Annotated in this window: 14 protein-coding genes; 7 read left to right on the plus strand and 7 right to left on the minus strand. The window is 70.0% G+C overall.

Annotation, left to right across the window (positions count from 1 at the left end; translation table 11 throughout):
- The first annotated feature begins 18 nt into the window (after positions 1–18).
- Positions 19–939 carry a DMT family transporter gene (locus tag H5965_RS30200; RefSeq protein ID WP_310973953.1) on the plus strand — a complete coding sequence of 307 codons (921 nt, stop codon included), beginning with the start codon at positions 19–21 and terminating at the stop codon, positions 937–939.
- Here the strand turns inward: H5965_RS30200 and H5965_RS30205 are convergent.
- Entirely contained in the window at positions 882–3,005 is a 2,124-nt protein-coding gene (locus H5965_RS30205; RefSeq protein ID WP_310973954.1) for an EAL domain-containing protein, read from the minus strand. The genes H5965_RS30200 and H5965_RS30205 overlap by 58 nt on opposite strands.
- Positions 3,006–3,298: 293 nt before the next feature.
- Here H5965_RS30205 and H5965_RS30210 point away from each other — a divergent pair, with 293 nt between their 5' ends.
- The 4 genes from H5965_RS30210 (at position 3,299) to H5965_RS30225 (ending at position 7,570) form a co-directional block, all read left to right on the plus strand.
- Entirely contained in the window at positions 3,299–4,597 is a 1,299-nt protein-coding gene (locus H5965_RS30210; protein WP_310973955.1) for a cytochrome P450, read from the plus strand.
- A 110-nt stretch (positions 4,598–4,707) separates the two neighbouring features.
- The gene (locus H5965_RS30215) at positions 4,708–5,649 is read left to right on the plus strand and encodes an AAA family ATPase (RefSeq protein WP_310973957.1); all 942 of its coding nucleotides are present in this window, start codon (positions 4,708–4,710) and stop codon (positions 5,647–5,649) included.
- Positions 5,646–6,230: a hypothetical protein gene (locus H5965_RS30220; protein ID WP_310973959.1), complete on the plus strand. Its 585-nt coding sequence runs from the start codon at positions 5,646–5,648 to the stop codon at positions 6,228–6,230. The genes H5965_RS30215 and H5965_RS30220 overlap by 4 nt, the downstream gene beginning before the upstream one ends.
- Positions 6,224–7,570: a hypothetical protein gene (locus H5965_RS30225; protein WP_310973961.1), complete on the plus strand. Its 1,347-nt coding sequence runs from the start codon at positions 6,224–6,226 to the stop codon at positions 7,568–7,570. Before H5965_RS30220 ends, H5965_RS30225 begins: the two co-directional genes overlap by 7 nt.
- Here the strand turns inward: H5965_RS30225 and H5965_RS30230 are convergent.
- Both H5965_RS30230 and H5965_RS30235 read right to left on the minus strand, forming a co-directional pair.
- On the minus strand, positions 7,567–8,319 hold the full coding sequence (locus tag H5965_RS30230; RefSeq protein WP_310973962.1) for a DinB family protein: 753 nt from the start codon (positions 8,317–8,319) through the stop codon (positions 7,567–7,569). The genes H5965_RS30225 and H5965_RS30230 overlap by 4 nt on opposite strands.
- A gap of 24 nt (positions 8,320–8,343) precedes the next feature.
- Positions 8,344–8,817: a M15 family metallopeptidase gene (locus tag H5965_RS30235; protein ID WP_310973963.1), complete on the minus strand. Its 474-nt coding sequence runs from the start codon at positions 8,815–8,817 to the stop codon at positions 8,344–8,346.
- 88 nt (positions 8,818–8,905) lie between these two features.
- On the opposite strand from H5965_RS30235, the gene H5965_RS30240 reads away from it, so the two are divergent.
- A complete protein-coding gene (locus H5965_RS30240) occupies positions 8,906–9,583 on the plus strand; it encodes a response regulator transcription factor (RefSeq protein WP_310973964.1) in 678 nt (225 codons plus the stop codon).
- A 10-nt stretch (positions 9,584–9,593) separates the two neighbouring features.
- Positions 9,594–10,670, plus strand: a complete 1,077-nt coding sequence (locus H5965_RS30245) for a HAMP domain-containing sensor histidine kinase (protein ID WP_310973966.1) — start codon at positions 9,594–9,596, stop codon at positions 10,668–10,670.
- Here the strand turns inward: H5965_RS30245 and vanX are convergent.
- From vanX to H5965_RS30265, 4 genes are all read right to left on the minus strand, one after another.
- On the minus strand, positions 10,646–11,254 hold the full coding sequence (gene vanX, locus H5965_RS30250; RefSeq protein WP_310973968.1) for a D-Ala-D-Ala dipeptidase VanX: 609 nt from the start codon (positions 11,252–11,254) through the stop codon (positions 10,646–10,648). The genes H5965_RS30245 and vanX overlap by 25 nt on opposite strands.
- Complete coding sequence (gene vanA / locus H5965_RS30255) at positions 11,251–12,267, minus strand: D-alanine--(R)-lactate ligase (RefSeq protein WP_310973969.1); 1,017 nt, start codon at positions 12,265–12,267, stop codon at positions 11,251–11,253. Before vanA ends, vanX begins: the two co-directional genes overlap by 4 nt.
- Positions 12,254–13,234 (minus strand): D-isomer specific 2-hydroxyacid dehydrogenase family protein, encoded by a 981-nt coding sequence (locus H5965_RS30260; protein WP_310973971.1) that lies wholly within the window; start codon positions 13,232–13,234, stop codon positions 12,254–12,256. Before H5965_RS30260 ends, vanA begins: the two co-directional genes overlap by 14 nt.
- Positions 13,235–13,428: 194 nt before the next feature.
- Entirely contained in the window at positions 13,429–14,115 is a 687-nt protein-coding gene (locus tag H5965_RS30265) for a class I SAM-dependent methyltransferase (RefSeq protein ID WP_310973973.1), read from the minus strand.
- Positions 14,116–14,142: the final 27 nt, after the last annotated feature.

Here is a 14,142-nt window from a genome sequence, read left to right on the forward strand (position 1 = left end):
TTCGGCACGGTTGATCTCATGAACGGTGGACGGGGCGCCTCGGCCCGGATAGCGGCCCTGGCCCTGCTGTGGGGCTCGGGTTTCCTCTGGATCAAGCTGGCCCTGACCGGGCTGAGCCCCGTCCACCTCACCCTCGTCCGCTGCGCCCTCGGCGCGCTGACGCTGCTGGGCCTGGCGTTCGCCGCCCGGCAGCGGCTGCCGCGGGACCGCCGGACCTGGGCGCGGCTGATCGTCGCCGCGTTCTTCTGCAACGCCTTGCCGTTCGCGCTGTTCGGCATCGGGGAACGCACCGTCGACTCCGGCGTCGCCGGCGTCATGAACGCCACCACCCCGCTGTGGTCGCTGCTGATCGGCGTGGCGCTCGGGACGGAACGGCGGCTCAACCCCGCGCGGCTGCTCGGGCTGGCCCTCGGCTTCGCCGGCATCGTGGTGATCTTCGCGCCGTGGCACCGGTCGGGGTTGCTGAGCACGGGTGCGCTGGCCCTGCTCGGCGCCGGCCTCAGCTACGCGATCGCGTTCGCCTACATGGCCCGGAAACTGCCGCCGGACGGCGCTCCGCTCGCGCTGTCGGCCGCGCAGCTGATGACCGCCACCGGGCTGACCGCGCTCGCCCTGCCGGTCGCGGGCACGGCGCCGCACCTGACGCTCACCGCCGTCGTCGCGGTGACGATCCTGGGTGTCTTCGGGACCGGCATCACCTTCTCCCTGAACTACCGGATCCTCACCGACGAAGGCCCGACCGCCGCGGCGACCGTCGGCTACCTGCTGCCCGTGGTGTCGGTGGCGCTCGGCGCGCTCTTCCTCGGCGAGCCGCTGTCGCTCCGGGTCGTCGGCGGGATGGCGGTCGTGCTGGTCGCCGTCGGCCTGACCCGGTGGCAGCCTCAGGTGCGGGCGAACTGCCCGGCGAGCTCGGCCGGCGGCCTGGCCACCCCGAAGTAGTCGCCGGTCGCCAGCTCCGCGCCGGCCGTGCGCCACCAGTCCGCCTGGTCCTCGGTGTGGATCCCGTCGACGACGAGCGTCGCGCCGACCTGCCGGACCAGCGGTACCAGTGCGCCGAGGAACGTCGAGTCCGACCACGCCTGCCACTCCGCGAGCCGCCGGTCGACGCGCACGATGTCCACCGGCAGGTCCTCGATCGCGCGCAGGTCGTCGGGCCCCAGCCCGAACTCGTCGAGCATGACGTGCACGCCGAGGTCGGCCAGCGCGGTGACGTTCTCGATCACGCCGGCGACCGGCAGCGCGCCGGCCGGGACGCCGAGCATCAGCTGCCCGGGCGGCAGGCCGGTGTCGCGCAGCAGCCGCGTCACGCGCGTGCCGAGCGCGTCGTCGGACACCTGGTGCCCGGTCAGGCCGGCGACCATCGGGAGACCGAAGCCCGCGCGCTGCCGCCACCATTCGCCCTGCCGGCCTGCCGCGCGCACCAGCCAGTCGCCGAGCGGCAGCATCAGCCCGGTCGACTCGGCGAGCTCGACGCAGCATTCGTGCGAAAGGGCCGTGTCGTCCGGCCGGTTCCAGTGCAGGCGGGCTTCGACGCCGGCGACTTCGCCGTCCGCCAGCCGCGCCATCGGCCGGTACCGCACGCCGATCTCGCCGTGCTCCCAGGCACCCGCCATGCCGACGGCCACCGCCTGCGTCCGCCGGTCGTGGGCGTCGGCGTCGCGGTCGAACATCTTCCACTGGCCGCGCCGGCGCTCCTTGGCCCGCCGCAGCGTCTGGTCCGCCTGGCGCAGCAGTTCGAGGGGGTCGATGCCCTTCGCCGGCCGGTGCACCACCCCGGCGCTGGCCGACAGCGCGAGCCCGTGGCCGTCGACGAAGAACGGCTCGGCGAGCTCGTCGTTGATCGCGCGGACGATCGTGTCGATGTCCGGCGTCGATTCGGTGTTCTCGACCAGGATGCCGAACTCGTCGCTGTGGAACCGCGCGATCATCGCGTTTTCGCGGGCCATCACCGCCTTGAGCCGCTGCGCGAAGTGCACCAGCAGCTGCTCGCCGACCCGGCGGCCGAGGCTGTTGCAGACCATGCCGAACGCGTCGAGGTCGACGTGGAACAGCGTGACCCCGTACGCCGGATCGGCGCGCCGCAGCGCCGCTTCCAGGTGCGTGCCGAAGTACTGGCGGTTCGGCAGCCCGGTGAGGACGTCGTGCAGGGCCTGGCGGCTCAGCTCGCCCTGCAGCAGCATCAGCTCGGTGCCGTCCTCGATCACGACGACGAAGTGGGACGGCCGGTTTTCCGCGTCACGCAACAGGGACGCGGTCAGCGAGATGCGGACGACGTCGCCGTCCTTGCGCAGCAGCCGTTCCGACTGCCGGATCCGCTCCTTGCCGCCGTCCAGCAGCGCCGTCATCGCGTCGCGGAGGACCTCGACGGACTCGGGGTGGACGACGTCGTACAGCACCGAGCCGGCCAGTTCGCCCGCCGGGTGCCCGAGCATCTCGGCCAGCGCCGCGTTGGCGCGCACGATCCGGCCGTCCAGCGCGACGACGGCGATGCCGCTCGCCGTCGACGTCACCACTTCTTCGAAGCGCGCTTCGCTCTGCCGCAGGTTCCACTGGGCGTCCCGCACCGCCTTGATCAGCGACAGGTGCATGATCTCCTGCTGGTCGAGGACGCTGCGCTCGTGCGCGAGCAGGAAGCCGCAGGCCAGCGCGCCGAGCGCGGCCACGACCCGGTCGGCGGCGCCGTCCACCTCCTGGAGTTCGGGCAGTGCGGGCAGGCCCTTGCCGAGGACGTCGAGCGTGCACCGCAGCCCGGGCTCGCCGACGTAGCCGAGCGCGACCAGCCGAGCGCCGATCCGCTCGGCCGGGGTCAGGTCCGGGGACGTCCGGCGCAGGGCGTCGCAGAGCGTGCCGACCAGATCGCGCAGTTCCGCGTCGAGTTCTTCGCGGCTCAGCGACACGACGGTCACGCCGCTGAGCAGGTACGCCCATTTCCGGGCGAGCAGCACCCGCCCGCGGCCCGCATCGGGTGCGAGGGGCTGATCCGACTGGGATTCGATCATCGGCATGAGGGCGTCCGCCATCAGATCCTGCGGCCGATTCCGCAGGAAAGCGCGATGGGTACGGTTATATCGGCACCCGGCGGAACGAATCCCGGTGATCGTGTCACGAAGAACACCTTCTCGATGAGGCTTGTTTCAGCCGTCGGACGGAAAGAGCTTAGCGATTCCCGGTGGTCCGGCTACTGGGCCATCCGCGTGAGCCCACACCACCCGATCGGGCACTGTCCCGTTCGACCGGACAGGCCTACCGTGAGCCGTCTCGTTGGGAAATCCACACAATGGCGCAACGAGGAGTATGCATGAGCGTCCCGGTCGCCCCCAGCCGGTGGCCTTTTCTCGGCCACACTCCGGCGCTCCTCCGGCAGCGCTTCGCATTCACCGACTCATTGCCCGCCCACGGCGAGATCGTCAAACTCTATGTCGGACCCGCGCCCGTCTACTTCGTCGCGAGCCCGCGATTGGCCCACGAAGTGCTGGTCAACGAGGGACCGAAGTTCCGCAAGGGCGCAATGTTCGACAAGTTCCGGCCGTTCGTCGGAAACGGCTTGGTGCTTTCGAACGGCGACTTCCACCTCCGGCAGCGCCGGTTGATGCAACCGGCGTTCCACCGCGACCGCCTGGCCGCCTACGCGGAGATCATGCGGCGCGCGGCCGCGGACCTGAGCGACTCGTGGCGCGCCGGCGAAGTGCGGCCGATCGACGACGACATGCAGAGCCTGGCCGTGACGATCGTCGGCGAAGCGCTGTTTTCCACCGAACTGGGGAAAGCGGCGATCGCCGAAGCCCGCCGTTCGATTTACGTGATCATCCAGCAGGGGATGATTCGCGCGTTGTCGCCCAAGTTCGTCGAAAAGCTCCCGGTGCCGGGGAACCGGCGGTTCGACGAGGCGATCGCCCGGATGCGGGGAATCGTCGTCGAGGTGATCCGCGACTGGCGGCGCGCCGGCACCGACCACGGCGACCTGCTGTCGACGTTGCTGCTGGCCGGCATGACCGACGAGCAGGCGCGCGACGAGGCACTCACCCTGCTCACCGCGGGCATCGAGACGACGGCACTGGCCCTGGCCTGGACGTTCCACGAACTCGGCCGCCACCCGGAGATCGAGGCGCGGGTCCACGCCGAGCTCGACGAGGTGCTGGGCGGCCGCCCGGTCACCATCGAGGACCTCCCCCGCCTGACCTACACCCGGCAGGTGGTCGACGAGGTGCTGCGGCAGTACCCGCTCTGGATGCTGATGCGCCGCACGCTCACCGAAGTCGACCTCGGCGGCACCCGGCTGCCGGAGGGGGCGGAGGTGATCGTCAGCCCGCACGCGCTCCACCACGACCCCACGTCGTTCGCCGACCCCGACCGCTTCGACCCGGACCGCTGGACCCCGGAGCGGGCGGCGGCGGTGCCGAAGGGCGCGTTCGTACCGTTCGGCGCGGGCACCCGGCAGTGCATCGGGAACCGGTTCGCCCAGAACGAAATCGTCATCACCCTGGCCACGGTGGCCGCCCGCTGGCGGCTGGTGCCGGTGCCGGGCAAGCCGGTCCGCGTGAAGTTCACGTCGGCCGCGTACCCGGAAAGCCTGCCGATGACGGTGGTTCCCCGCTAGCGGCAGGCCAGATCCTGGACAGATCCGGGACAGTTGGCGGCGATCCGTGCCGGTCCGCCCGCCCGCGTAATACAAACGGGCCGCAGGCACGAGACCACCGGGGAGTGCGCATGCGGGTCGTGGCGGTCATGAACTACAAGGGCGGAGTGGGCAAGACGACGCTGACGGCGAACCTCGGCGCGGTCGCCGCGAGCCGCGGCCTGCGGGTCCTGCTGCTGGATCTCGATCCGCAGACCAACCTGACGTTTTCGTTCTTCTCCATCGACGACTGGCACGAGCGGCTGGCGGACAAACGCACGATCAAGCAGTGGTACGGCGCCGAACTGCCCGGCCGGGACATCCCGCTGGCCCAGCTCGTCGTGTCGCCGGAAAGGGTGAACAAGGTCCTCGACGGCACCGGCGGACGGCTCGACCTGATCTCCTCCCACCTCGGCCTGATCGACATCGACCTCGAACTCGCCGCCCTGCTCGGCGGGACGACCACCCTCGACGGCTCCAAGCGGCGGTTCCTGGACCTGCACGGCTGCCTGCGCCGGGCCTTGGCGGACAGTTTCTTCGCCGAATACGACCTGGTCCTCATCGACTGCGCCCCAAACTTCGGGCTCGTCACCAAGACGGCGATCGTCGCGAGCGAGCGGATCCTCGTCCCGGCGAAAGCGGACTACCTGTCCACCCTGGGGCTGGACTACCTCGGGGGCAACTGCACCGGCCTCGTCGAGCAGTTCAACGACTTCGTCCACCACAAAGGGGGCAGTCACGGACACAAGCCGATCAATCCCGAGTTCCTCGGCGTCGTGTTCACCATGGTGCAGTTCTACGCCCAGCGGCTGACGGCCGCCCAGCAGAAGTACGTCGACGAAGCGCAAGCGAACTCCCAGGTTCCGGTGCTGAAGAGCTACATCCGCAACAGCACTCCCCATTTCGGTGACGCCGGCGAAGACGGCGTGCCGGCCATGCTTCGCGCCACCAGCCGCGACAACGTCGTGCGGGAGTTCGACGAATTCGCCGACGAGGTCCTCGGCGCGCTTTCCCTCTCCGGAGATCGCCGGTGAACGACCTGAAGCGGCTCGCCGCCCTTCAAGCGCGGGTGTTCGAATTCCTGGAGCAGCAGGACGAGGCCACGCTGGAAGCGATCATCGACGGCACGGCTCAGCTGACCGTCGACGGTGCGGCCGAGCCGCCCCAGACCCGCGCGGGCTTGGAGGCGAAGACGGTGCCCGAGCTCAAGGTGCTGGTGAAGAACCGCCGGTTGGGCCCGTACAGCAAACTCACCAAGCGCGAACTCATCGACCGGCTGCTCGGCGCCGGCTCCAGCGCCCCCGTCGCCGAGCAGCCAACGGCCCCCGCCGCTCCCCAGCCGGTCGCGAGCCCGCCGCCCGCACCGCCGCCGGCCGCCGCGCGCCCCGGCGTCGACGCGGCCGCCATCGCCGCCCACCTGCGCGAAACCGAAACCGAAGAGGAAGGCGCCGCCTACCTCGAGGCGCAGCACCTCGACCGGGACAGCCTGCTCGCCGTCGCCACCGAGCTGCAGCTCACCCGGGTGGACCGCCTGAGCCAGAAGGAACTGAAACGCCGGATCCTCAAGCAGGCCATCGGCGCCCGGCGCAAGTTCGCCGGGCTGCGGAAGTGGTGACCGCCGACGGCCGCTCGATGTACCTGATCGACGGCCGCCGCGTCACCGTGCCGGACCTGCTGGAAGCCGGCCTGCTGGCGCCCGGGGCGAAGCTCAGGTTCGAGCGCAAGCGCGTCGGCGCGACCTTCGACGCGACCGTCACCGCCGCCGGCAAGATCCGGATCGAGCCCGACGGCGAAGAATTCCGCTCGCCCTCCCGCGCGGCGATGGTGGCCGCCGGGATGCGCGCGGTCGACGGGTGGCGGGCCTGGGTGGTGGTGGCCGAGCAGCGCCTGCTGGATTCGGTGCGCCAAGACTTCCTCGACCAGGCGATCTCCGCCACCGACCGGCAAACCGGGGACCAGCGCGTCCACGAGCGGTTGCGGCAGGCCCGCACCCGGGCCGACCAGGGCGATCCCGAGCGCATCACGGTCCGCGACCTGCTGAAGCTGTGGGGCGTGACCGACCGCGGCGACCAGGTCGGCCGGATCGAAGCGGGCCTGGCCAACCACGGATTGGTGACGTCCCCCGGCTTCCGCGCGGTCACCCTCGACACCGTCGTCACCCTGACGACGCCACCGGAGGAGCCCGAAGAACCGGCGGCCCCCGACGTCCTGCCGGCCACCGAAGACGACGAAGGCGGCGGCGACCTGGACGTCCGCTTGACGGTGGGCAACCTGAAGCCGGTCGAAGGCCTGGCGTTCATCGGGCCCAACGGCTCGCTCGAAGAAGCCATCACCACGATGCTCCTCAACGACTTCTCGCAGCTGGCCGTGCTGAGCGGCCCGCGCAACCCCCGCGGAGCCGTGACGTGGCGCTCCATCGTGCAGGCCATGCACAGCAAGCCCGGGGCGAGGCTCGCCGACGCGATCGTCCACGCCGAGGTCGTCGCCTACGACCGCGACCTCTTCGATGTCCTGCCCACCCTCCAGCAGCAGGAGTTCGTGCTGGTCACCGACGAGAGCCGGGCCGTGCAGGGCATCGTCACGACCTCCGACGTCGCCCGGCGCTACGGCGAGATGGCCACGCCGTTCTTCCAGCTGGGCGAGCTGGACCAGACGCTCCGCTGGATCATCCGGTGCGAACTGGACCTTCCGGCCGTCCGGCCCCTGTGCGGCCGCCCGGTCGACAGCTTCGACCACCTGACCTTCGGCGACTACCAGCGGATCCTGGAGAACAAGGACGCCTGGAACCGCATCGGCTGGCCCCTGGACCGGCCGGCGTTCATCGCCCGCCTGAACGAGATCCGGCAGATCCGCAACAGCGTCATGCACTTCCACCCGGACCCGATCTCCGAAGACACCGTCGAGAAGCTGCGGCACTTCAACAGCCTGCTGCACCGCTACCGCACCCGGGCCTAGGAGGCCTCGAGCACCGCAAGATCACGCACGGCGTAACGGTGGTGCTCGGCCTCCTCCTTCAGCACGACCTTGTGACACCGCCGCACGACGTACTCCTGGTCGGGATACGGGTCGGCCGGCTTGCGGCCACACACCCGGTCGAGCTCGGCCTCGGTGAGCCCGTCGACCACCCGCCGCATCGCGGCCATGCGGGCGAGCCGCGGTGCGAGCACCTCGTCGAGCGTCGGAGTGGCTTCGAGGGTGAGACCGAGCTTCGCGGCCGCGTCGGGCGACATCCCACCGGCCGGAAAGCCCAGTGGGTGGTACGGCGCTTCCTCCTCGAGCACGGCGTTGCCGAGCCAGGCGTCGCACGCGAACAGCAGGTGCCGCTGGGTTTCGACGAACGACCACTCGCCGTCGACCCGCTCGTGCAGTTTCGCCTCGGGCAGCAGTCTCGCCCGGTCGAGCGTCGCGCTCCACAGGTTCTCGACGGCGTCCCAAGCCGCCCGGTAGTCCTCGGGCGAAGCCGCCTCCCGCGCCAGCACGCGCGCGGGGTGCCTCCGGTCGAGCTCGGCCTCGACGTAAGCGGTCACGTCGACGTCGTTGACGACGAGGCGCTCGAAGTCGCCACCGAGGTAGACGTCGCCGCCGTAGCAGTCGACGATCTTCAGGCCGCTCACCTCGCAGTCGCGGATCTCGAGGCCGGCGAGGTCGCACAGGTGGATGCGGGCACCGCGGAACTGGTCGCTCTGGGTGTATTCGGAAACCATCGGAGCAGTCTCCTCCTCCGGCGGCTACCGCGTCCGCGGATCCTGCGACGGGTCGGCGTACATCGGCGGGCACCCGTGTTCCACGGCTTCGGGCCGCAGTTCGTAGTGCCACGGTTCGTTGCGGTAGATCTGGCACAACCCGTACCGGGCGCCGTGTTCGGCCAGCCACCTCCGGGCGGCGGGCGGGCCGATGTCGACCGCCTGCCCCCGCACGTGCGCCGACCGGTCCGGAGTCGTCACCCAGCGGGCCGCGGCCGCTTCCGAGCCGTGCTTCGCGACCCCCTGACGCCGTAGCTGCTCCTGGTACGCCCAGGAACGCCAACCGCCGTTGACGACGAACGACACCCCGTCGGCCGCGGCGGCCACCGCGGCCCGGCGGAGGGCGTCGAGCAAGCCGGGGTCGAGGTTCGCCACGGCCGGGGAGTCGTCGAAGACCGGCAGGCCGTCCGGGACGGCGCCGTGTCCCCGGCCGAGCGACGTGCGTTGGCTGGAGGTCATGGCCGTCAGTCAAGGCCGCGCGGTGTTGCCGGCACGTACGCGCTTTCCGATATGCGCCCGATATGCACCCGCTCGTAGCATCGGCGGGGTGCGTGTCTTGATCGTCGAGGACGAGCCCTACCTGGCCGACGCCATCCGGGACGGCCTCCGGCTGGAGGCCATCGCGGCGGACACCGCCGGCGACGGCGACACCGCGCTGGAGCTGCTGAGCGTCAACACCTACGACATCGCCGTCCTCGACCGCGACATCCCCGGCCCGTCCGGCGACGAGATCGCCCGGCACATCGTCGCCTCCGGCAGCGGCCTGCCGATCCTCATGCTCACCGCCGCCGACCGGCTCGACGACAAGGCCACCGGCTTCGGCCTCGGCGCCGACGACTACCTCACGAAGCCGTTCGAACTCCGCGAACTCGTGCTCCGGCTCCGCGCCCTCGACCGGCGGCGCGCGCACAACCGGCCGCCGGTGCACGAAATCGCCGGCCTGCGCCTGGACCCGTTCCGCCGCGAGGTCTACCGCGACGGCCGGTACGTGGCCCTGACGCGCAAGCAGTTCGCCGTGCTCGAAGTCCTCGTCGCGGCCGGGGGCGGGGTGATCAGCGCCGAAGAGCTGCTGGAGCGGGCCTGGGACGAGAACGCGGACCCGTTCACCAACGCCGTGCGCATCACGGTGTCCGTGCTGCGCAAGCGGCTCGGCGAACCCGGGATCATCGCGACCGTGCCCGGCGTCGGCTACCGCATCGACACCGGCGACGAGGACCGTGGCTAGGGAACCGGGGTTGAGCGCCCGCCTCAAGCTCACCCTCAGCTACGCCGGGTTCGTCATGCTGGCCGGCATCTTGCTGATGGGCGCCGTGCTGGCCTTCTACCTGTACTTCCTGCCCAACGGCTGGATCATCACCGAGGGCAACTTCTGGATCAACCGCTCGCGCCTGGTGCGCGCGTTCGTCCCGTTCATGGCCGTCGTGATCGTCTTCCTGCTGGTGTTCGGGCTGCTGGGCGGGTGGGTCCTCGCCGGCCGGATGCTCGACCCGCTGACCCGCATCACCGACGCCACGCGCGTCGCCGCCACCGGCACGCTCTCCCATCGCATCCGCCTGCCCGGCCGCGCCGACGAGTTCCGCGAACTCGCCGACGCCTTCGACACCATGCTCGCGCGGCTCGAGACGCACGTCGCCGAGCAGCGCAGGTTCGCCGCCAACGCGTCCCACGAACTGCGCACACCGCTGGCGATCACGCAGAGCCTGCTCGACGTGGCCCGCAACGACCCCGAGCGCACCACCGACGAACTCGACGAACGCCTTCGCGTCGTCAACACCCGGGCGATCGAGCTCACCGAAGCCCTGCTGCTGCTCAGCCGCGCCGAGCAGCGGGCCTTCAGCCGCGACCGCGTCGACCTGTCCCTGGTCGCGGAGGAAGCCGCCGAAACGCTCCTGCCCCTCGCCGAGAAGCGGGGCGTCACCGTCGAGACGTCCGGCGACGCCGCGCTGACCCTCGGCTCACCGGCGCTCCTGCTGCAGCTGACGACCAACCTGGTGCACAACGCGATCGTCCACAACCTGCCCGAGCAGGGCGCGGTGTGGGTCACGACGGGCGCCGAGCCGGGGGCGGTGGTGCTCACCGTGGAAAACACCGGCGAGCACCTCCCGCGACCCCTGGTGGCCACCCTCGCCGAGCCCTTCCAGCGCGGCACCGAGCGCATCCGCACCGACCAGGCGGGCGTGGGCCTCGGCCTGGCCATCGCCAAGAGCATCACCCAGGCCCACGACGGAACGCTGACGCTGATCCCGCGACCGACGGGCGGCCTCCGCGTCACCGTCCGGCTGCCCGGTCACGCGACGGGGAAGTCGAAGTAGGTGTCCGGGTAGGGCTCGTCCTTCAGGCCGTAGTGCCACCATTCGCGGTCGTAGGCGGCGAACCCGCAAGCCTCCATGATGGAACGGAGGCAGGCGCGGTTCCCGGCTTCGGCCTGCGGGATCCCCCGGGCACCGTGGTGCGAGATCGCGTCCATCAGGTCGTGGCCGCCGCCCATGGACGCGAGCTCGCCGGTGTCGAGGTGGTAGAGCGTCAGGTCGACGGTGCTGCCCCGGCTGTGGCCCGACTTCGCGGCCACGTACCCCTTGGCGAACATCGCGCGCCGGTCGATGTTCGGGTAGTGCCACAGCTTCGTCCGGCCGTCCTCGGGTTCGTCCACCCAGCGCAGGAAGCAGTCGACTGCGCGTTGCGGGCGGTAGCCGTCCCACAGCACCAGTCCGAAGCCGAGGGAGGCGGCCTTCTCCTGCGCTTCGCCTAGGGCGGCGCACAGAGTCTTCGTCCCGGCGATCCGGTTGACGAGGTAGCCGTCCACCGGCCTGCCGGTGAAGTTGTCCCAGGTGGCGTACTTGGCGTCCCAGCGGATGCCGGGCACCAGTTCGTCCACGAAGGCGAAGTCGTCGTTCACCGCGCCGCCCCGGCGACGATCCGGTCGATCAGCTCCGAAAGCGGCACCCCGGCGGCGGCCATCATCCGCGGGTAGCGGCTGTAGGACGTCAGACCGGGCAAGGTGTTGACCTCGTTGAGGACTATCGTGCCGTCGTCGGTGAGGAACATGTCCACCCGGGCCAGTCCCCCGCACCCCAACGCGCGGTAGATGGCTTTCGCCGTCTCCTGGACGCGTGCGCGGGTTTCCGCCGGGATGTCGGCGGGCACGATCGGTGTCGAGTTCTCGGAGCCGGTTTCGGGCGCGTCCTCCTGGTGGATCCGGAAGAAGCCGTGGGAAAGGGCGATCCGGTCCACCTCCCCGGCGAAGAGCTCCGGGCCGCGGCCCAGGATCGCGCACCCGACCTCGCTGCCGGCCACGGTCTCCTCGATCAGCACCTTCGAGTCGTACCGCGCCGCGGTCGCGATGGCCGCCGCCAGCTCGTCCGCACCGGACACCTTGCTGACGCCGAATGACGAGCCGGAACGGGCCGGCTTCACGAAAACGGGATAAGTGAGCCCTTCGACGTCCTCGCCCGCCTGAACGGTCCGGAAGTTCGGCGTGGCGATGCCCGCGCTCCGGGCGACGACGTAGGCGAGTGATTTGTCCATGCACAGGGCCGAACTCTGGACGTCGCAGCCGGCGTAGGGAAGGCCGGAGAGTTCCAGCAGCCCCTGGATCGCCCCGTCCTCGCCGAGCTTGCCGTGCAGCACGGGCAGCACCACGTCCAGCTCGATCGTCTCGTACTTCCCGTCTTCCAGGACGAGCAGCCCGGGAACGCTCCGGTCCGGCGACAGAACGACGGTCCGCCCGTCTTCCCAGCCCGCTTCCGGTCCGTCACAGAGCTTCCAGGCCCCGGTCTTCGTGATCCCGACCCAGCTCGGTGCGTACTTCCCGGTGTCGAGGTGTTTCGCGACCTCTTGCGCGGACTTGACCGAGACGGGGTGTTCTTCAGAACCGCCCCCGAAGATGATCCCGAGCCTAACCTTGGCCATGCCGTTCCCCGCTTTCGAATTCCAGGCAGTTGACGATGGAGTTTTCGACGGTGTCGCGCAGCGCGTGGTCCGTGTAGTAGGCGGTGTGCGGACTGACGAGCACGTTCGGCAGTTTCTGCAGCCGCACCAGCAGTTCGCTTTCGACGGGCCGTCCCCGCCAATCGGCGTAGAAGACGCCTTCTTCTCCTTCGAGGACATCGAGTGCGGCCCCGCCCAGCCGGCCGGTTTCCAGCGCCTCGACAAGGGCTCCGGTATCGAGAAGCGGCCCTCGCCCGGTGTTGACGACGAACGCACCGGGCTTCATCAGCTCGAGCCGCCCTCGGTCCAGGAGGTGACGCGTACCGGCGTCGAGTGGCGTGTGAAGGGTGACGATGTCGCTCGACCGCAGCAGTTCTTCGAGCGGCAGGTAGTCGACGTCCGCGTGCGGCCGGCTGTCGTACGCCACCACCCGGGCGCCGAACCCGCGCAGCCGCCGGACGACCGCGGCGCCGATCCGTCCGGTCCCGATCACCCCGACGGTCAGATCGCGCAGTTCTCTTCCCCGCACGTCGTTCAACCGGTAGTCGTGCTCGTCGGCCCGCCGGATGACGGACTGGGCGTCCCGCGACAGCATCAACATGAGCATGAGCGTGTAGTCGGCCACGCTGTCCGGCGAATAGGCGACGTTCCCCACGGAAATGCCGACGCTGTGCGCGTACCCGACATCGACGTGGTCGTAGCCGACGCTCCTCGTGGAGAGATAGGAGACGCCGACCCGGCTGAGCGCAAGAAGAGTCCGGTCGTCGACCGGCGACTTGTGGCCGACGCTGACGCACCGGCGGCCGGCGGCGAGCCCGACGTTGGCCTCGCACAGGGCAGCGTCCGTAATGGTCGGCGTCACCCCGAAGCGCGGCGCCATCTCCCGGAACAGCAGGCCCTCATCGGGTGCACACCCATAGATCGTCATCCCGAGTGCCGGTTCGCTCATGCCGGCCAGTCAAGGGAAGACGGCGTTGCCGGGACGTATGCGCTTTTGGATACACCGACGATAAGTTACCGTCTGGTAAGTAACACCGACGCTGACACTCGACGCAAAAGGCCCGCACCCTGCACGGGTACGGGCCACCGAAGCGTGGAGGTCAGGGGGTCTTACTCGAGACGGAATTCGACTACTGCTGTGGACTACGCCGCGGCGCGCGAGTAGTTGGCTCGCTTATACGCCAGGGTCACACCATCGAAGACCGGCAGCATGCTCAGGTCGACCCGGTCGTCATCGCATAGTGCGGCGTTCAGTGCGCGGAGTGAGTCCGTCTCCTGGTCACTGATGTCGGGGCGGGCCACCTTGCCTGACCAGAGCACGTTGTCCAGCACAAGCAATCCGCCCGGCCGGAGTAATTCAAGGCATCGTTCGAAGTAGTCGGAATAGCTTTCCTTGTTGCAGTCGATGAACGCGAAGTCCACCGTGCCGGCGGCACCGTCGGCAAGCAGTGCGTCCAAGGTCTCGACGGCGGGACGGATTTCCACCTGGATACGGTCGGCGACCCCGGCCCGTTCCCAGAAAGGGCGGCCGATCTCGGGCCACTGCGCGTTGACGTCGCACGTGATGACGCGCCCATGTGCGGGGACGGCGCGGGCCATGGCCAGCGTGCCATACCCGGTGAACGTCCCGACCTCGACGACGGTGGTGGCCCCCGTCAGCCGGACGAGGAAGCCAAGCAACTGCGCCTCCTCCGGTGGAGTCAACATGCCGTGCTCGAACGAGAGCCGCACGGTGGCCGCCCGCAGCTCACGCGCGATGTCGTCTTCGCGAAGGGAAACATCCCGCACATACTTCTGGATTCGATGGTCCAGTACCAAATTGCGGAGCACCCGGTTCCTCCTGATCTCGGCGATGGC

Source organism: Amycolatopsis sp. 505 (assembly GCF_031625235.1).
Classification (GTDB): Bacteria; Actinomycetota; Actinomycetes; order Mycobacteriales; family Pseudonocardiaceae; genus Amycolatopsis.

Excerpts from the sequence above, each read along its gene's own strand:
- H5965_RS30200 (WP_310973953.1), top strand. The coding sequence starts at position 19 with ATGAACGGTGGACGGGGCGCCTCGGCCCGGATAGCGGCCCTGGCCCTG.
- H5965_RS30205 (WP_310973954.1), bottom strand. The coding sequence starts at position 3,005 with ATGCCGATGATCGAATCCCAGTCGGATCAGCCCCTCGCACCCGATGCG.
- H5965_RS30210 (WP_310973955.1), top strand. The coding sequence starts at position 3,299 with ATGAGCGTCCCGGTCGCCCCCAGCCGGTGGCCTTTTCTCGGCCACACT.
- H5965_RS30215 (WP_310973957.1), top strand. The coding sequence starts at position 4,708 with ATGCGGGTCGTGGCGGTCATGAACTACAAGGGCGGAGTGGGCAAGACG.
- H5965_RS30230 (WP_310973962.1), bottom strand. The coding sequence starts at position 8,319 with ATGGTTTCCGAATACACCCAGAGCGACCAGTTCCGCGGTGCCCGCATC.
- H5965_RS30235 (WP_310973963.1), bottom strand. The coding sequence starts at position 8,817 with ATGACCTCCAGCCAACGCACGTCGCTCGGCCGGGGACACGGCGCCGTC.
- vanA (WP_310973969.1), bottom strand. The coding sequence starts at position 12,267 with ATGGCCAAGGTTAGGCTCGGGATCATCTTCGGGGGCGGTTCTGAAGAA.
- H5965_RS30260 (WP_310973971.1), bottom strand. The coding sequence starts at position 13,234 with ATGAGCGAACCGGCACTCGGGATGACGATCTATGGGTGTGCACCCGAT.